Genomic DNA, 19,572 nt, shown 5'->3' with positions numbered 1-19,572 from the left:
GCTAGGTTAAAACCTAAAATAAAAAGGGTAAAGCGCAAGCTTTACCCTTTTTCATCTCTACAGTTTAATGATGTTAGAAGGATAATGATGAAACAGTTAAGCGGATTACAATTGATGCAAGCTATGATAAATGGCGACATACCAGCCCCTTCTATTACTCAAACCATACCGATGAAAGCCATTGAAGTCAGTGAAGGCACTGTAACGTTTGAAGCGCATGCAGATGAACGTCATTTAAATCCGATGGGCGGTGTACACGGTGGCTTTGCAGCAACGGTTATGGACACAGTAACAGCTTGCGCAGTTCATTCTGCACTCCCTGCTGGGGTAAGTTATTCAACCATTGATTTGAACGTTAAAATGGTTCGCCCTGTGCCACAAAACCAGCGATTAATCGCAAAGGGAAGCTTAATGAACTTATCAAAGTCGTTAGGCATATCTGAAGGCACCTTAACCACTGAAGAAGGTAAGTTACTCGCTACTGCTACAGCGACCTGCCTTATACTTCGCCCTTAGATAGTAGGCTAAACGGTACTTTGCACGACTAGATGAAACGGGATCATAATACTCATTCCATTAGTGATGTCATTCTGTGTTGTCACTGAGTTTAGAGATTGTATTGAATCAAAGGTTGTTTGCGTAGAAAACACAGCAACAAAAAAGCCAGTCACTTACATGACTGGCTTTTGTTTATCCCAATTTCCGGTTATTTCAAGGCTTGCACATCAATGTTGACGCGATTAGCCTTCTTTTAACTCTATCTCTAACTGCTTAGCGACCGCTTCTGGTGAGCTGCTATTACGAGCAAACAAGCTATAAGCAACAGGAATAACGATCAAGGTAAAGAAGGTTGCCAGTAAAATGCCTGATAACACCACGACTCCAATAACAAAACGAGTTTCAGCCCCTGCACCACTGGATAACACTAATGGAATAGCCCCTGCCGCAGTCGTAATACCGGTCATTAGAATAGGTCGTAATCGTTGAGTCGAAGCCTGCAAAATCGCTTGTTGAAATTCAACACCACGGTCTCGTAATTGATTGGCAAACTCAACGATTAAAATGCCGTTTTTAGCCGCCAAACCAACCAGCATGATAATGCCAATTTGACTGTAAATATTAATACTTTGACCGGTAAACCATAACCCAATTAGGGCCCCTAATGTTGCTAACGGAACGGTTAACATGATCACCATGGGGTGAACATAGCTTTCAAACTGTGCCGCAAGCACTAAAAACACAATGCCTAATGCGAGTAAAAAGACAAAGTTCATTGAGTTACCTGACTCTTGGTAATCTAACGATGGCCCCTTATAACTTATCACTGCTTCTGCAGGTAAATAAGTCGCTGCAAGCTGGTTGAGATAATCTAACGCTTCACCCAACGTATAATCATCGGCCAAATTGGCTTCTAAGGTGATAGAACGCATACGATTGTATCGATTTAACGAGCTAGCATCGGCAAACTCTTCAATCGAGACTAAGTTCGATAACGGGATCAGTTGTTGCGAGCGATCCGAACGAACGTAAAGATTCTCCATATCTGTAGCGGTACTTTGATTGTCACGATTACCTTCGACAATCACATCATACTCTTCACCATCGCGCATAAAGGTTGTCACCAAGCGCGAACCAAGCATCGACTCTAAGGTTCGACCAATATGAGCAATTGAGACACCTAAATCTGCTGCACGTTCACGGTCAATCACCACTCTCAACTGAGGTTTAGTTTCCTGATAATCGTGATCTAAACCAATGAGCTTATGATTTTCTTTGGCTTTCTCGAGCATAATGTCACGCCAATCAGCCAATTCTTCGTAACTTGGGCCACCAATCACAAACTGCACTGGCTTACCTACACCGCGACCAAAAGCTTGGCGCATAATCGGGAATGCACGAATACCAGCTAAATCTGATAAACGATTGCGGATATCAACAATAATTTCATTGGCACTTCTACGTTCAGCCCAATCTTCCAAAACGATAATGGCCATACCGTTAGAAAAGTCTGATGCGGTGCCAAAGCCACGAGGAGCGCGGATCAATAAGCGCTTAATATCGCCACTTTCGACCAAAGGCATTAAGCGGCCTTCAACTTCATCCATGTATTTTTCAATGTATTCAAAGCTGGCACCCTGAGGCCCATTAACCATTAAAAACATCGAGCCACGGTCTTCTTGTGGAGCAAATTCTTGAGGGATTTTATTCAGTAAAAAACTACTTAATGCAAACGAGATTAAAACAATTAATGACACTAAAATAGGTCGCTTAACCCCTGCCTGTAAGGTTATTAAATACCAGCCCGATATCTTACTCATCATTTTATCGATTTGTTTAACCAGCCAAGGATCTTGTTCTGCAGGTTTTAATAACTTTGAGCACATCATCGGGCTTAGTGTTAGCGCAACAATACTGGAAAAAATCACAGCCGCACTCATGGTGACCGCAAATTCTTTAAACAGCTTGCCTAAATCGCCCTCTAAGAAGGTAATAGGCATAAATACAGCTACCAGCACCAAAGTCGTTGCCACAATGGCAAAGCCCACTTCACGCGCACCTAGAAAGGCTGCTTTAAGAGGAGAATCACCTTCTTCAATCCGTCGATGAATATTCTCTAACATCACAATGGCATCATCAACCACCATACCAATCGCAAGGATCATCGCTAATAGGGTCAGTAAGTTGATGGTATACCCTAGTGCATATAGCACTATAAACGTCCCCATTAAGGATACGGGCACTGTGATGGCTGGAATTAACATCGCTCGCACAGAACCTAAAAACAAGTAAATAACGATAATCACTAACACCATGGCGATAAACAGTGTTTGATAAACCTCATCAATAGAAGCTTCAATAAACACCGAGCTGTCGTATGAGCGTTTGATCTCCATTCCTGCTGGCAATGTTGGATTAAGTTTGTCGACCAATGCATTAGCAGCGCGCGCCACTTCAAGGGTGTTAGCGGTAGATTGCTTACTGACCCCTAAACCAATCATTGCCTCTTTGTTACCGCGGAAAATAATCCGCTCTTCCTCTGAGCCAATTTCAACCTTGGCGACATCACTTAATTTGACTAAGTAACCATCATCACCTTGCTTAATTACTAGGTTAGAAAAATCTTCTGCCGTTTTAAATACTCTGTCTAAGCGCACCGTAAAGTGACGCTCTTTCGATTCTATAGAGCCCGCAGGTAACTCCACGTTTTCAGAACGTAATGCAGCTTCGACATCAGACACGGTTAGATTGCGCGATGCTAACGCTTGGCGATCAATCCAGATTCGCAGCGCATACACTTTGCCGCCACCCAAACGCAAGGTTGACACCCCATCGATGACTGAAAATCTATCCACTAAATAACGATTCGCGTAATCAGTAAGCTGCAAGATATCCATTTGGTCAGAGACCAAATTGAGCCACATAATGACTTCATCACTGCCGTTGGCTTTGTAAATAGAGGGAGCATCAGCTTCTTCTGGAAGCTGTTCTAATAAACCTGAAATACGGTCACGAACGTCATTGGTTGCGGCTTCAATATCACGATTAATATCAAATTCAATGGTAACGCTTGAACGGCCATCACTGCTTGACGAACTAATATGGCGGATGCCTTCAACGCCACTTATTCGGTCTTCGATAAGTTGAGTGATTCGGCTTTCAACTACTGAAGCACTGGCGCCGCGATAACTGGTCTCGACTGACACTATAGGCGGGTCAATGTTTGGGTATTCCCGCAAGGGTAATTTATCGAATGAGACTAACCCTAAAACAATCAGCAAGATACTGATAACAGATGCAAAAACAGGCCGTTTAACCGATAAGTCAGTTAATATCATGCTGACTTCTCCATACCTTCTACTTGAGCAAACTTAAAGTTTTCGGCTTGTTCAACTTGAACTTTATCTCCTGGTCGAACTTTTAAAATCCCGCGAATAATCACTTGTTGGTCAACCTTAAGCCCATCGGTTATTTCAACCCAACCACGTGTTCGGCTGCCTAAAGTAACTTGTTGCTGTTCGACAACATTTTCAGTATTTACTACATAAACATAATGCTTGTTTTGAATCGGAATAATTGCAGCTTCAGGTAATAGTAATGCTTCGCGACTTTGCTTAATAAGACGCACTTTCATCAGCATGCCAGGCAGTAGCTTATAATCATCATTAGGCATTACCGCGCGCACAACCACCGCTCGAGTATCTGGGTTAACGCGGCTATCAATCGAAGTAACTACACCTTTAAATATCCGGTCTGGATAAGCAACAGCTTTAGCTTCAACGAGTTTGCCGGGTTGTAATTCTTGGATAAAACGCTCTGGCACAGAGAAATCTAATTTGATTTTACTGACATCATCTAAGGTACTAATTTGCTCACCTGGGGTCACTAAGCTGCCCACACTCACTTGGCGTAAACCTAATTTACCTGGAAATGGGGCTTTAATTGCGCGGTCTTCGAGTGCAGCTTTAGCCTGAGCCACTTCTGCACGAGTGGTATCAATTAAACTTTGTAAACGGTCGCGCTCTAATTCTGCAATCGTTTTGCTGGTAACCAATGATCGGATACGATCTAATTCGCGGAGGTTTTCAACTAACTTAATTTCGGTAACGGCTACTTTGGCTTTATGTTCGTCATTTCTGAGTTGTACTAATAGCGCGCCTTTTTTAACTAAATCGCCATCATTGAAATTAATACTGGTGACAATTTCAGTAACTTTAGAGGTAACGATAATAGACTCATAGGCTTTACCCGTACCTAATGCTTCGACTTCATCACGAATAGGCATAATAGCCACCTTGGCAACCACCACATTAGGTATTGGCCTAGGACGTTGAACTATCGCTTCTTTAGGAGCCAGTAAATAGTAAGCCGACAGTGCCGCTAGCACTATGGCAATCAGTACGATTATCTTTTTCATTTCGAGTCCGTAACCATCAAAGGTTGAATGAATTATATCTATGATTTTTTTATCTAAAGTAATTGTACTTCGCAATACATTCACATCAAGTTGTTTTACTTTTGCTTACAAATTACGAACAGATTAAACAAATAGTTCACCCGCGCTAAATATGCATTTAATTCACATTATTAGCAGAATTTATGCATACTTTATTAGCTTTACTCATTATTTGAATATTTAAACAATGGACATCCAAACTGTTCGACACATGCTGTGACAAATAGTGTTGGGCTTAAGATTCCGTCGTTGCTCAGATTAAGAGTGTTCACTGTTGAAATGGGCACTGCCTAATATTGTGATTACCCAACAATGAAGTCAGTATGTTAGGAATACTACTTGTAAATGGTTAATTCAAACTGAGTTTATAGGAGCTGAATAGTGTCCCATTGAATAGGATAACAATTGTTGTACAAGTGAACAAAATAAAAAGAGACGCTCGATGCGTCTCTTTCATGCTTAATAACTTAATTATAAACCTTAGCGAACTTTACGGTCTTCTTGCATCAAGTCAGAGATAATCTTGTACACTTCGGTAATAGACTCATCCGATAATGGCTTGTCTTCTACATCATGTAACAATATTTTAGTCTGATTAACATCATCAGTTTCTTTAAGCAGTAAACGATAATTGCCTTTTTTCAATGACAACTTTTCTTCGCTCCACAAAGAGCTCCAGAAACCACCGCTTTCTTCTAAATTAATATAAAACAGGCCTTTGCTGTTATCAGTATCAACAACATCAAAACCCATTTCCGGTAATACTAAGCGTAAACGCTCCCATACCGACTTATAATTTGCTTCGGCCAACCAATAAGCAGATTCAGTAGCATTAGTCACTAAATCAACTTTAATACCAAGGCTTTGCTCAATACGTGCAGCACGGATAGCTTGATCACGTTTAATGCTCATATAAGCAATAGCATTGTTAAGCATATCAGTGGTGTAACGACGTTTGTCTTCACCGCTTAATAAGATTTTTTGATCTTTATCATCGTAAAACTCTTGATGCTCAACTAAATCAATTGACACAGAACCAGAGCGACCATGTGGCTTCACATCCACTTGGTAACGGTAACGTTGACGCAGTTGATAAACTTTGTCACTGCCCCACCAATTAGATTCGATGATTTCATCATTTTCAATCCAATCAGTTTCAATAAAGCCAGCGGTAAGATCTTCGCTACGAACAGCTATATTATTTTTGTTTAGATAGCCATTGATGACATCAAAGATTTCTTGTTTTAAATCAGTAGTGCTTTCAATCGATTCAATCACGACACGAATACTATCACTGCTTTCTTCGATGTGTGTGCCTTCAGCCATTGGCAATACTTGTAATGGCGCACGAATATCAAGATTCTTGCCTACAAGCTGCTTATTTACGTTATTACCTACAACAGGAATGTCATATTCTTTGCTGTAAGTAGGCGTATTCAAGCCCTGTGGGATCGTCAATAATGGCGTTGTTTCAGCATTAACGAAATCATCATTACCATTGGCCTGACGGCGATCTAATGGCGTACTGCAAGCTGAAACAGCTGCAACAAGGAGTAACGGAGTGACTTTCTTTAACATGAATTTATTTTACCTCAATATGAGCTTGTTTCATTGTTTCTATTAACAGACCATGAAACTGCTCAGAAAGTTCAGTTAAAGGTAAACGAATATGACCATTAGCTATCAAACCCATTCTATGAACAGCCCATTTCACTGGAATTGGGTTGGCTTCACAAAATAACGAGCGATAAATACCCGTTAATGGTTGATCGATTGTTTCAGCTAATTGTGCATTTTTGGCTAACGCAGCATCACACATGGCTTTAAACGCATGTGGAACGATATTATTTGCAACTGAGATAACACCATTACCACCGAGTAATAAAAACTCACGTGCTGTGGCATCGTCACCGCTGTAAAGTAAGAAATCTTCACCACACAGTTCACGCAAACGTGCAACGCGGCTTAAATCACCCGTGGCTTCTTTTACACCAATAATATTACTGACACTTGATAATTCAGCCACAGTTTCTGGTTTCATATCAACAGCAGTACGACCTGGCACATTATAAAGAATTTGAGGAATGTCAGTACTTGCAGCAACGGCCGTATAATGGGCAATTAATCCCTTAGGCGTTGGTTTATTGTAATAAGGGGTTACGCCAAGCATGGCGACAACACCTGATTTTTGCATTGATTTGGTTAATTCGATTGCTTCTGCAGTGGCATTGGCGCCATTACCACCAATGACAGGAATACGACCTGATGCAAACTTAACAGTTTGGCAAACAACGGCCGCATGTTCTGTCATAGGCAAAGTTGCAGACTCGCCTGTAGTACCGACCGCGACTATGGCATCAGTACCTTGTTCAATATGGAACTCAACAAGTCGTTCAAGACTTGCATAATCTACTGTGCCATCACTATTCATTGGTGTGATTAAGGCTACGATGCTTCCGTTTATCATCTATCTTCCCCACGGTTTCAGGATTCGCTATGTTACTGATGCCAACCACTAATGACAAGCTCTTCGGTAACCATAATCTGAAATAAGTCATTAATGCTATTTAATGCAGCGTAACCTAGCATCTTTGAAGCCATAGCGCTAAAAAATAATCACATTTATGTGAGTGATATAGGTTACTATATTGAGGTGTTTTAGTGAAAAATGATAGCATTAGCACCCGCACAAAAACTGACATGCTACGGCATAAGTTTTCGCTCTACGATATCAAAAGTGAGGAAAATCCATGACCAATTATCTGGTCGTTACGGCAATGGGCGCTGACCGTCCAGGATTAGTAAGTCGTTTAGCGCGTTTAGCAAGCGAATGTGATTGCGATATAGTCGACAGTCGTATGGCATTATTTGGTAATGAATTTACCCTAATTATGATGATATCTGGCTCTTGGTCAGCTATAACAAAAATAGAAAGTTTATTACCCGCGCTGAGTGTCGAACTTGAACTCATGACCGTCATGAAGCGAACATCCAAACATACTCCCAAAAACTTTGTTTCTCGTATTGAAGTGATATTCAATGGTGAAGACCAGCGCGGAACCATGAAGAGCATTACCCAGTTTTTGGCCGAAAGAGGCCTCGACTTAGCGGCTGTGCGCTCTCACGCTGATGACAACGACAACCTTAAAACTCAGTCTATTTTATTAGCGATCAATATTCCTGATAAAATCAATCTATTGAAACTTGAACAAGGTATTCATGAGCTGGCAGAGTCTATGTCTCTAGAGTGCACAATTAAGCGTATGCAAGGCATTGCAGCGCCATAATAATTACAGTCACCTCTCATTGATGTGAACCTTGTACGTGCTAGTCACGTAATATCCGCATCACATTTGATAAAGGATCAATCATGAACACATTAAACGTTGGTGATACTGCACCAAATTTTACCCTGCAAAACCAAGCAGGCGAAGCGGTATCACTGCAAGACACATTGTCTAAAGGCCCTGTGCTAGTGTATTTCTACCCTAAAGCATCAACTCCTGGTTGCACAGTGCAAGCACAAGGCCTGCGCGATATCAAAGCACAACTTGATGGTTTACACGTGACCGTATTCGGCATTAGCCCAGACCCTGTTGCTAAACTGGCTAAGTTTGCCGACAAACAACAGCTCAACTTCGCTTTGCTCAGTGATGAAGACCATGCAGTTGCTGATGGTTTTGGCGTATGGGGACAGAAAAAATTCATGGGTAAAATTTACGATGGCATTCATCGCTTAAGTTTTATCGTCGGTACAGATGGCAAAATCAGCCATGTGTTGAATAAATTCAAAACCAAAGATCACCACGAAGTGGTTCTGGCCACGTTAGCTGAGTAATTGAAGCAAGGTGAACACCTTGCCTATACGCTTATAACGTAATAATAAAAAAGGGCTTAGCAATGTATTGCTAAGCCCTTTTTAGTAAGACTATTAAAAAAATCGTTAACGCCTAAGCGCTAACGTTCACACTATTTTAGTCTCTATACCGTTCTAGAATCTATACCGTTTTAGTGTTGTCGCTTGGCTGCTGTGGTTTTTCTTCGTCGGCTGCAGTCTCTGCATCACTCGACTCAATTGTAGCGCTTGCAACTTGTTTAGCCTTTTCTTGTGCAGCTAACTCTTTAGCTAGCAATGCAGTTTCTTGCTTAACTAATATAGCCTCTTCGTCAGCTAATAAGCGGGCTTTTTCTTGTTGTTCAAATAGCGCTAACTCTTCTTCTTTACGGCGTGCTTTTTCAATGGTGCGTTGCTCAGCTTCTTCAGCTTCGCGAACAGCCCTTGCTTCAGCGGCCGCTTTTGCTTCAGCATCTGCCACTATCTTGGCTTGGCGATCAGCTTCGTCATCTAATGCACGCTGAATAACAGCTTGATCTTGTGCTTCTTGTGGCAATAAGCTAATTAACTCTATGCCCACAGGTAGCACAATTGCTTCAACGCCAGATATAACTTTAACCTTGCCTTCTTTGGTCAAATAAACCAATGGCATTGCAGTGTCACCGTAGCGCTTTTTGAAATGATCATACGTAAAGTTTTCAGTTATATTGGTGATTTTCAATACCGCGCCTTTGGCCATTAAGGTGGCAATTTTGGCGTAAGATATGTTCTCACCAAACAAACATAAGCGCTTAAGATAAGATTCAGACAACTGATGACGAGCACTGGCGCTGTCTGCATTGTTTAAACCATACACTTTTTCGGTGCCCATTAAATCTTGGAAATGGAATGTCACCAACGGGTTTAACTGACGGTAAGGCGACATCACAAGCACTCGGCCAATACCACTTAAATCCATAAAATTAGATGCATGCTCTGACGCCGGGTTACCAAAGTACACCGGAATATTTTCCATGCGCGCTTGGCGAATACTGTCCCAGTTGTTGTCAGCTAGAATAACCTTAATATTTTTCGAGATTAAAATAGAAGCTAAATCACGTGAGAATTTAGACGCACCAAAGATTAACACCCCTTGATTAGAGCCCTCTTTCACACCTAAAAACTTAGCCCAACGACCGGCCGTTAAGCTTTGAATCACCACGGTACCAATAATAATTAAGAATACTAACGGTACAATCGAACTGGCACCTTCTAAGCCAACCGACTCTAGTTTAATGGCAAATAATGATGAAATGGCTGCTGCAACAATACCGCGTGGCGCAACCCAACTTAAAAACCACTTATCTTTTGACGACAAATTGGTGCCTAAGCCTGAAATCCAAATGCTTAATGGACGTGCGACAAACATCGCCACTAATAGCACCCCTACACCACCAAATCCTAGGTCCAGCATTGCACCAGAATCAAGGCGTGCGGCCAACAGAATAAACAACGCTGAAATCAGTAGTACGGTTAAGGTTTCTTTAAATTCCAAAATGTCGGCAATATCAACGCCGCGCATGTTCGCTAACCAAATACCCATTACCGTAACCGTTAACAAGCCAGACTCTTCTTGTAAAATGTTAGAGCCAACAAAAATGCCCAACATAATGGTTAATACTGCGGTGTTACGTAAGTAATGTGGGAATAAGTTTTTACGGATAGCTAAACCCGTTAAGTAACCGCCTGCAGCACCTAGACCAAAACCAAGCACTAAGGTTAAGCCTAATGCAGTCAATACGTGCGTGGTCGGGTCGGCTGTAACGGCTATATACTCAAATACTAGTACCGCTAATAATGCACCGATGGGATCAATAACGATGCCTTCCCAGCGCAATATACTGGCTAAATTGGATTTTGGTTGCACCGTGCGTAACATAGGCACAATCACGGTTGGCCCTGTCACCACTACTAGTGCGCCAAATAACATGGCAATTGCCCAATCAAACCCAAGCAAAAAATGCGCTGCTGGTGCAATACACGCCCAGGTAATAAATGCGCCGATGGTGACAAGGTGGGTCACCATTCGTCCATGTTCTTTAATTTCTTTAAAGTTAAGTGTCAGCGCACCTTCAAACAGGATGACCGCAACACCTAACGAAATAATAGGAAACAATAAATCACCAAAGATTTCATCTGGGTCTAATATCCCTAATCCTGGCCCTAACAGTAAACCACATAATAAAAGTGGTAAAATTGCTGGTAGACGTAATTTCCAACCAACCCATTGACACAAAAGCGATAACACACCGATTAATGCCAGCATGCCTGTAATGTGTTCAACCATAATTGTTTCCTTTTGTATTGCTATCATTGCTAATGACTAACTTAATAAGCAATGCGACTCACGTTAATATCGTGCTCTAAATGCATTCAACTTGACTGTTTACAACAACTTAATCAGCCAAATCATTAATTGCGATTAATCTATTTCTGTTAATCGATAAAACTTACTGATCTTTCTTTTTATTTCATCATAGGGACATAGTTAACTGATGCATATATGTTTGAGCCCATTAAAAACAGCTGACAAAATTTTGCATATAACATACTAATTTAACAGTAGGATCAAGACTTTTTTTGACCAATATCACATTTTATACCTTTTGCATATTTTTAACATATACATCTGAATTACTTCAGCAAATGGCAACATTAATTTAGACTCTAATCGATTGTTTTTTATCTATTAATTATCTAAAAGCAAAAACCTCAGCAAAAGCTGAGGTTTTATTAATAACATACATATAACGTAATTATTGTGGAATGCTCACCTTACCTTCCATTAATACTCGCGCACTTCGGCTCATAGTGGCTTTTTTAACTTGCCATTGACCTTGTACTAATGCTGCTTGCGCACCTACACGTAAAGTGCCAGATGGATGGCCGAAACGAACTGCACTCAGCTCACCGCCGCCAGCAGCTAAATTAACTAATGTGCCAGGAATCGCAGCAGCAGTGCCAATCGCCACCGCAGCAGTGCCCATCATCGCATGGTGCAATTTACCCATAGACAATGCCCGCACGACCAGATCGATATCATCAGTATTAACCGCTTTGCCACTGGAAGAAATATAATTCGCAGCAGGTGCCACAAAAGCCACTTTAGGGGTATGTTGACGGGCTACCGCTTCATCAATATGCTTAATTAAGCCCATTTTTACTGCACCATAAGCCCGAATGGTTTCAAACATGGCTAACGCTTTATCGTCATTATTAATGTCATCTTGCAACTCAGTACCTTGATACTGAATATCGGCAGCATTAATAAAAATCGTTGGAATGCCCGCATTGATCATGGTCGCTTTAAAGGTCCCTACGCCAGGTACGTCAAGTTCATCAACCACGTTACCAGTGGGAAACATAGCGCCATCACCATCAGCAGGATCTAAAAACTCCACTTGCACTTCAGCTGCGGGAAACGTCACACCATCAAGTTCAAAATCACCGGTTTCTTGTACTTCACCGTTGGTAATTGGGACATGAGCAATAATGGTTTTATGAATATTGGCTTGCCAAATACGTACAATTGCGGTGCCATTTTCAGGCACTCGGCTTGGATCGATTAAACCATTACTAATGGCAAATGAACCCACCGCTGCAGTTAAATTACCGCAGTTGCCGCTCCAATCAACAAACGGCTTATCAATCGATACTTGACCAAATAAATAGTCAACATCGTGATCAGCTTGAGTACTTTTAGATAAGATAACCGTTTTACTGGTACTTGACGTTGCTCCACCCATCCCATCGGTGTGTTTACCGTAAGGATCGGGACTGCCAATAACCCGCAATAATATTGCATCGCGGGCTGCGCCTGCCACTTGAGCAGCCGCAGGCAAGTCAGTTAAGCTGAAAAAAACCCCTTTACTGGTGCCGCCGCGCATATAAGTCGCTGGAATTTTCATTTGTGGTAAATGAGCCATCACATATTCCTAAAATAACAAAAGACCAAACCGGCAACCTAGCAATAAGCTTATAAGCTGCCGGTTAAATAAGGCACAAAATCAAATAATTACTTGGTTTCGTTAGCTAAAAAGTCCTGAGCAAAACGTTGTAATACACCACCGGCTTCATAAATTGACAACTCTTCGGCAGTGTCAACACGACATTTAACCGGAATGGTCACTTGCTCACCATTTTTACGAGTCATAATCACATTTAACATAGCGCCCGGTTTGCGTTCGCCCACCACATCGTAGGTTTCCGTGCCATCAATATGATAAGTATGACGATTATGACCTGCAGTGAACTCAAGCGGTAACACGCCCATACCCACCAAGTTAGTGCGGTGAATACGCTCAAAGCCTTCAGCAACAATCACTTCAACCCCAGCAAGGCGCACGCCTTTTGCAGCCCAGTCACGTGACGAACCTTGACCGTAATCTGCACCAGCAATAATAATCAGTGGTTGCTTACGTTCCATATAGGTTTCAATCGCTTCCCACATGCGAGTGACCTGGCCTTCAGGCTCTAAGCGCGCCAATGATCCTTGCTTAACCTTGCCATTTTCCTGCACCATTTCGTTAAACAGTTTAGGGTTAGCAAACGTGGCACGCTGCGCAGTTAAGTGATCGCCACGATGAGTGGCATAAGAGTTAAAATCAGCTTCTGGCAAGCCCATTTTATCTAGGTATGCCCCTGCGGCACTGTCGAGCATAATCGCATTTGATGGCGATAAATGATCGGTGGTGATGTTGTCTCCAAGCACTGCTAATGGACGCATACCTTTCATGGTGCGCTCACCCGCCAAGGCTCCGTCCCAATAAGGTGGGCGGCGAATATAAGTGCTTTGCGGACGCCAATCATATTGTGGATTTACATGAGTGCCATACTCGACTTTTATGTCGAACATTGGCTCATAAACTTTGCGAAACTGCTCAGGCTTAACGCTTGCTTTAACAACTGCATCAATTTCTTCGTCGGTTGGCCAAATGTCTTTCAACGTAACTGCTTGACCTTGGTTATCGATGCCTAAAATATCTTTTTCAATATCAAAACGAATCGTACCGGCAATGGCGTAAGCAATAACTAAAGGTGGAGATGCTAGAAATGCTTGCTTAGCATAAGGATGAATACGGCCATCAAAGTTACGATTGCCCGACAACACTGCAGTAGCGTATAAGTCGCGATCAATCACTTCTTGTTGAATGACTGGATCAAGCGCGCCACTCATGCCGTTACACGTGGTACAGGCAAAACCGACAATGCCAAAACCTAAGTTTTCAAGCTCAGGCAATAAACCTGCTTCTTCTAAATACAATTGCACTGCTTTAGAGCCAGGCGCAAGCGATGATTTCACCCAAGGTTTACGTAATAAACCACGAGCATTAGCATTGCGAGCCAATAAACCGGCAGCAATCATGTTGCGTGGGTTACTGGTGTTAGTACAGCTAGTAATCGCAGCAATAATCACTGCACCATCGGGCATTTTACCGGGTTCGTTTTCAACCACGCCACTAATACCACGCGCCGCTAATTCAGATGTCGGTACACGACTGTGTGGGTTAGACGGGCCTGCAATGTTACGACCAACAGATGACAAGTCAAAGTGTAATACACGTTCATACACAGCATTAGTTAACGTATCAGCCCATAAACCAGCTTGCTTGGCATAGGTTTCAACTAGTTTAACTTGCGAGTCGTCACGGCCAGTTAACGTTAGATAATCGATAGTTTGTCTATCGATATAAAACATCGCCGCGGTAGCGCCATATTCAGGCGTCATGTTAGTAATAGTAGCGCGATCGCCTAGGGTTAAATGGGTGGTACCTTCGCCATAAAACTCAAGATACGATGACACCACTTTTTGCGCACGTAAGTATTCCGTTAACGCCAGCACGATATCGGTAGCGGTAATACCAGGCTGCGGTTTACCTGTTACTTCAACACCGACAATTTCCGGTAAACGCATATAAGATGCACGGCCGAGCATGACGCTTTCAGCTTCTAAGCCGCCCACACCAATGGCAATAACACCTAATGCATCTACATGAGGTGTATGGCTGTCGGTGCCAACCAAGGTGTCAGGAAACGCCACACCATTTAGCGAATGTACTACAGGCGACATACGCTCTAAGTTAATTTGATGCATGATGCCATTACCCGGTTGGATAACATCAACGTTTTTAAATGCCGTTTTGGTCCAATTGATGAAATGGAAACGGTCTTCATTGCGGCGGTCTTCAATGGCGCGGTTTTTCTCAAACGCGTCTTTTTCAAAACCAGCATGCTCTACAGCCAGCGAGTGATCGACAATCAATTGTGTCGGTACCACTGGGTTCACTTTTGAGGGATCGCCACCTTTTTCTGCAATCGCATCACGCAGGCCCGCTAAGTCGACTAATGCAGTTTGACCTAAAATATCATGACAAACCACGCGGGCCGGATACCACGGAAAATCGAGGTCACTTTTGCGCTCAATCAGCTGCTTTAGCGAATCAGTAAGCATGTCAGGCGAACAACGACGCACTAGGTTCTCGGCAAACACACGAGAACAATAAGGTAGTTTGGCATAGGCACCAGGCTCAATCGCATCAACAGCCTCTTGGGTGTCAAAATAATCTAATTGGGTGCCAGGTAAGGCTTTACGGTATTGAGTATTCATAACTTCATCCACAATAAACATGAAAGGAATAAGCGCTAATCTATATCGAAAAAAGCCGAGTCATCATAATGAGACTCGGCATGCTGATTAACGTTGGCTAATAGGCGCCACTTTACGAGGCTCACTGCCCACATAATCTGCACTTGGACGAATAATGCGGTTGTTCGATCGCTGCTCCATTACATGTGCAGCCCAACCGGTTAAACGTGAACAAACGAAGATCGGCGTAAATAACTTAGTTGGAATACCCATAAAATGATAAGCAGAGGCATGGAAGAAGTCAGCGTTACAGAATAACTTTTTGGTGTCCCACATAAACTCTTCACACGCGACAGAAATGTCATATAGCGAGGTATCACCGTTTTCGTGAGCCAGCTTTTCAGACCACTTCTTAATAATCACATTACGTGGATCAGACACGCTATAAATAGCATGGCCAAAGCCCATGATTTTTTCTTTGCGTTCTAACATCAATGCCATTTGCACTTTAGCATCAGCTGGCGAGCTGAACTTTTGGATCATATCCATCGCCGCTTCATTAGCACCACCGTGCAGTGGACCACGTAATGAACCAATCGCACCGGTAACACAAGAATACATATCCGATAATGTTGAAGCACATACACGCGCGGTAAAGGTTGATGCGTTGAACTCATGCTCTGCATACAAAATCAACGACACATCCATTACACGGCGATGTTGCGCTGACGGTGTTTCACCGCGAAGCAGTTTAAGAAAATGTCCACCCAGAGAATCTTCACCTGTGGTGCAATCAATTTCTACACCGTCATGAGTGTAACGGTACCAAAAACACATGATGGCCGGAAATGCGGCTAATAAGCGGTTCGACGCTTTGTGTTGCTGAGTAAAATCGACTTCTGGCTCAAGGTTACCTAAAAACGAGCAACCAGTACGCATAACATCCATTGGATGAGCATCAGCAGGAATTAATTTTAATACCGCTTTTAGTGCATCAGGTAAATCACGCTGCGCTTTCAATTCTGCTTTATATGCAGTTAGCTCAGCTTGGTTTGGTAACTCGCCGTTAAATAATAAATAAGCGACTTCTTCAAAGGTAGCGTTATCGGCTAAATCAGAGACATCGTAACCGCAGTACGTTAGGCCTGAACCTGATTTACCGACTGTACATAATTTTGTTTCGCCAGCACTCTGACCGCGTAATCCTGCGCCTGATAATTTCTTGTCTACCATGATATCTTCCTTCTTATGCTTTTCACGATTTAGCCATGCTAAATCGTGATTGTAGGGTATTGTTATTTTAGTTGTAATCGAGTCTTGCTGTCGTACTGAGGCCGTTATTTATTTTTACCTTCGGCAAATAAGCTGTCTAATTTTTGTTCATAATCGTGATAACCCAAATAGTCGTATAAATCCATACGAGTTTGCATGGTATCTACCACTGCTTTTTGGTCGCCATCGGTTAAAATAGCACTGTAAACATTTTCAGCTGCTTTGTTCATTGCACGGAATGCACTCAATGGGTACAACACCATTGCCGCGCCCCACTCGCCTAATTGTTGCTTATTCCATAATTCAGTTTGGCCAAACTCAGTAATGTTAGCCAAAATTGGCACATCTAATGCTTCAGCAAAGGCGCGATAATGCTCTTCAGTTTTAATTGCTTCAGCAAAAATACCGTCAGCACCGGCTGCCACGTACGCTTTAGCACGCTCGATAGCGGCTTCTAACCCTTCTTGAGCAAACGAGTCAGTACGCGCCATAATGAAAAAATCTGGGTCGGTACGGGCATCAACCGCCGCTTTAATGCGGTCTACCATTTCTTCTACTGGGACTATTTCTTTATTTGGACGATGACCACAACGCTTTTGCGCCACTTGGTCTTCCATGTGGACCGCTGCAGCGCCGGCTTTTTCCATGTCACGAATGGTTTTGGCAATATTAAACGCCCCACCCCAACCCGTATCAATATCCACCAGCAAAGGTAAATCACAGGCTGAAGTAATACGTTGCACATCAACAAGCACATCATTGAGTGATGTCATGCCTAAATCGGGTAAACCATAAGAGGCGTTAGCCACTCCGCCACCAGATAAGTAAATAGCTTGATGACCAATTTGCTTTGCCATCATGGCGGCATAAGCATTAATGGTACCGACAATTTGCAGTGGTTTGTTGTTAGCTAATGCTTGACGAAATTTTTTACCTGCGCTCATGATATTTTCCTTATATGCAATTATGACCGTGGGCGTAGCACGCCACACGCAAGACATTACGATAATTTGTGTTCGATATTATTTTTAGAATACATAATGTGGCGACGCATCAGCATTTCAGCCAATTCTGCATCACGATTTAAAATGGCCTGAACAATGTGTTTGTGTTCATCATAAGCGGTGGTCACACGCGGACCCGCCATGCCAAGTTGTACGCGATACATGCGCACTAAATGGTAAATGCCATCAAACAGCATTGAAATTAGGTGTTTGTTTTTACTGCCTAAAATAATCCGATAATGAAAATCAACATCACCGGCTTCTTGATAATAAGACTCGCCGCCTTTGACCTCGTCAAAGTGGGATTGTAATAAATGGTTCAAGTCAGCGATTTCATCATCAGTCATGTTTTTCGCCGCTAAACGTGCCGCCATGCCTTCGAGTGATTCACGCACTTGATACAGCTCCATCAACCCTTGTGGAGATAACGCCACCACACGAGCGCCTACGTTGGCTTTACGCTCAACAATATGGCACGACTCTAAGCGGTTAATGGCTTCACGGATCACGGCTCTACTCACGGCATACTTTGTCGACAATTCAGTTTCGCTCAATTTAGAGCCGGCCTGAATACGACCTTCGACTATATCGTCTCTAAGGGCTACAAAGGTCTTATCTGCTGAAGTAATCGGCTGGATCATATTCATACCTTGGATAATAAAAACTGACATTAAAAACAGCTACACAAAACAAGTTGTCGACAATATAGCACCTTTAAATCGTATAACAACCCCAAAAGGCACTTTTTGTCGACAATTATTCCATTTCATCATAAAGCGTTAGCTATTACCTATTTATGACGTCACTCAATAAACCTTAAGTCAGCCCATGCTAATATTAGCCGCCACGGTATGGCTCATCACGCCATTGTGGTTCGATGATGACTCCGCTATCTGTAGACTCTATGTTGGGTTACACTCCTCTTTATAAAGCGATTGAGACATCGATTAATCCAACAATAAATAGAACAACAAATACAATAAGGGTCTCTTGATGAGCCAACATTTAGCCTGCCAACTTGAATTGATCCATTTGTTTGTCCATGTCGTTAATGCCGGTGGGTTTTCATCTGCAGCACAAGAGTTAAAGTTGCCCATTGCCACTGTTAGCCGCAAGATCAGTAAATTAGAACAAAGCCTCAATACTCAATTGATAATGCGCAGTACCCGTAAACTTCGATTAACTGAAGAAGGTGGTGCGTTATTTGACCGTTACTATAATGTGGTGGCGCAATTTGATCGTATTTGTGGTCAAACTATTAATGAGCCGCAAAGCACCCTACGAATATCGACACCCGTTTCGATAACTTCGATGATATTAATTGAGGCCATCAATGACTTTTCCAAACAACATCCGCACATTCAACTGCACATCACCCAAAATAACAGCACCATTGATTTGATAGATGAAGGAGTCGACGTCGCCATTGTCGGTGGTGCGCAACCGGACTCATCTTGGGTATCAACATCGTTGGGAGTATTAAATTACGGCTTGTATGCATCACCTGAGTATGCAAAGCAACTCATTGAGCTTCGCCACCCGCAGCAGCTAGTTGATTATCAGTTAATTAAAGTGTGGCCGCTGTTTAACTGGACCTTAAAACATCACAGTGGTGAGCAGTATTATTACGATGGCCCCGCTAAATTAACCCTAGGGGATTTACACGGCGCAATACGCGCCGCTGTCGGTGATGGCGGGATTTTATATGGACCAGAATTATTTGTTAAACCACAACTATTGAATCAAGAGCTAGTACCTGTGTTAGCGGATTGGGCTGGTGAGCATCGCCGGATCAGTATTTTGTATCATCAACGTCGCCAACAACCCTTAAAAGTGAAATTGTTTATCGAGTTTATTCAGCAACGTGCTGCCACTATCTTCG

The 19,572-nt window shown here is 42.6% G+C and carries 14 protein-coding genes; 4 read left to right on the top strand and 10 right to left on the bottom strand.

The genetic code is table 11. From position 1 onward, the window contains the following. Positions 1-87 precede the first annotated feature (87 nt). The gene (locus H5181_RS18370) at positions 88-516 is read left to right on the top strand and encodes a PaaI family thioesterase (protein ID WP_182751725.1); all 429 of its coding nucleotides are present in this window, start codon (positions 88-90) and stop codon (positions 514-516) included. Between the two features lie 224 nt (positions 517-740). Here H5181_RS18370 and H5181_RS18365 read toward each other — a convergent pair whose 3' ends face one another. The 4 genes from H5181_RS18365 to dapA form a co-directional block, all read right to left on the bottom strand. Then, on the bottom strand, positions 741-3,836 hold the full coding sequence (locus tag H5181_RS18365) for an efflux RND transporter permease subunit (protein ID WP_182751713.1): 3,096 nt from the start codon (positions 3,834-3,836) through the stop codon (positions 741-743). Next, a complete protein-coding gene (locus tag H5181_RS18360) occupies positions 3,833-4,915 on the bottom strand; it encodes an efflux RND transporter periplasmic adaptor subunit (protein ID WP_182751711.1) in 1,083 nt (360 codons plus the stop codon). The genes H5181_RS18365 and H5181_RS18360 overlap by 4 nt, the downstream gene beginning before the upstream one ends. A gap of 519 nt (positions 4,916-5,434) precedes the next feature. Next, positions 5,435-6,532: an outer membrane protein assembly factor BamC gene (bamC, locus tag H5181_RS18355; protein WP_011637329.1), complete on the bottom strand. Its 1,098-nt coding sequence runs from the start codon at positions 6,530-6,532 to the stop codon at positions 5,435-5,437. 4 nt (positions 6,533-6,536) lie between these two features. Next, on the bottom strand, positions 6,537-7,421 hold the full coding sequence (gene dapA / locus H5181_RS18350; protein WP_011637328.1) for a 4-hydroxy-tetrahydrodipicolinate synthase: 885 nt from the start codon (positions 7,419-7,421) through the stop codon (positions 6,537-6,539). Between the two features lie 283 nt (positions 7,422-7,704). Here dapA and H5181_RS18345 point away from each other — a divergent pair, with 283 nt between their 5' ends. Beyond that, entirely contained in the window at positions 7,705-8,241 is a 537-nt protein-coding gene (locus tag H5181_RS18345; protein ID WP_011637327.1) for a glycine cleavage system protein R, read from the top strand. 83 nt (positions 8,242-8,324) lie between these two features. Continuing rightward, positions 8,325-8,792, top strand: a complete 468-nt coding sequence (bcp, locus tag H5181_RS18340) for a thioredoxin-dependent thiol peroxidase (protein ID WP_011637326.1) — start codon at positions 8,325-8,327, stop codon at positions 8,790-8,792. Between the two features lie 160 nt (positions 8,793-8,952). Here the strand turns inward: bcp and H5181_RS18335 are convergent, their stop codons facing one another. The 6 genes from H5181_RS18335 to H5181_RS18310 all read right to left on the bottom strand — a co-directional run bounded on the left by H5181_RS18335 (position 8,953) and on the right by H5181_RS18310 (position 18,331). Beyond that, a complete protein-coding gene (locus H5181_RS18335) occupies positions 8,953-11,115 on the bottom strand; it encodes a cation:proton antiporter (RefSeq protein WP_182751709.1) in 2,163 nt (720 codons plus the stop codon). 469 nt (positions 11,116-11,584) lie between these two features. Continuing rightward, on the bottom strand, positions 11,585-12,754 hold the full coding sequence (gene prpF, locus H5181_RS18330; RefSeq protein WP_182751707.1) for a 2-methylaconitate cis-trans isomerase PrpF: 1,170 nt from the start codon (positions 12,752-12,754) through the stop codon (positions 11,585-11,587). A gap of 89 nt (positions 12,755-12,843) precedes the next feature. Next, the gene (acnD, locus tag H5181_RS18325) at positions 12,844-15,435 is read right to left on the bottom strand and encodes a Fe/S-dependent 2-methylisocitrate dehydratase AcnD (protein ID WP_182751705.1); all 2,592 of its coding nucleotides are present in this window, start codon (positions 15,433-15,435) and stop codon (positions 12,844-12,846) included. 87 nt (positions 15,436-15,522) lie between these two features. Beyond that, the gene (prpC, locus tag H5181_RS18320; RefSeq protein WP_182751703.1) at positions 15,523-16,647 is read right to left on the bottom strand and encodes a 2-methylcitrate synthase; all 1,125 of its coding nucleotides are present in this window, start codon (positions 16,645-16,647) and stop codon (positions 15,523-15,525) included. Positions 16,648-16,751: 104 nt separating this feature from the next. Then, positions 16,752-17,630, bottom strand: a complete 879-nt coding sequence (gene prpB / locus H5181_RS18315; RefSeq protein WP_011637321.1) for a methylisocitrate lyase — start codon at positions 17,628-17,630, stop codon at positions 16,752-16,754. Positions 17,631-17,686: 56 nt separating this feature from the next. Beyond that, complete coding sequence (locus tag H5181_RS18310) at positions 17,687-18,331, bottom strand: GntR family transcriptional regulator (RefSeq protein ID WP_404948510.1); 645 nt, start codon at positions 18,329-18,331, stop codon at positions 17,687-17,689. Between the two features lie 352 nt (positions 18,332-18,683). Between H5181_RS18310 and H5181_RS18305 the strand changes: the two genes are divergently transcribed. Then, positions 18,684-19,572, top strand: an 889-nt coding sequence (locus H5181_RS18305; protein WP_182751701.1) for a LysR family transcriptional regulator, incomplete at its 3' end; no start/stop codon positions are given.

This window comes from Shewanella sp. SG44-2, from assembly GCF_014164215.1.
Lineage (GTDB): Bacteria > Pseudomonadota > Gammaproteobacteria > Enterobacterales > Shewanellaceae > Shewanella > Shewanella frigidimarina.
Note: the sequence above shows the minus strand (reverse complement) of the source record. Positions and strands in the feature narration are given on the sequence as shown.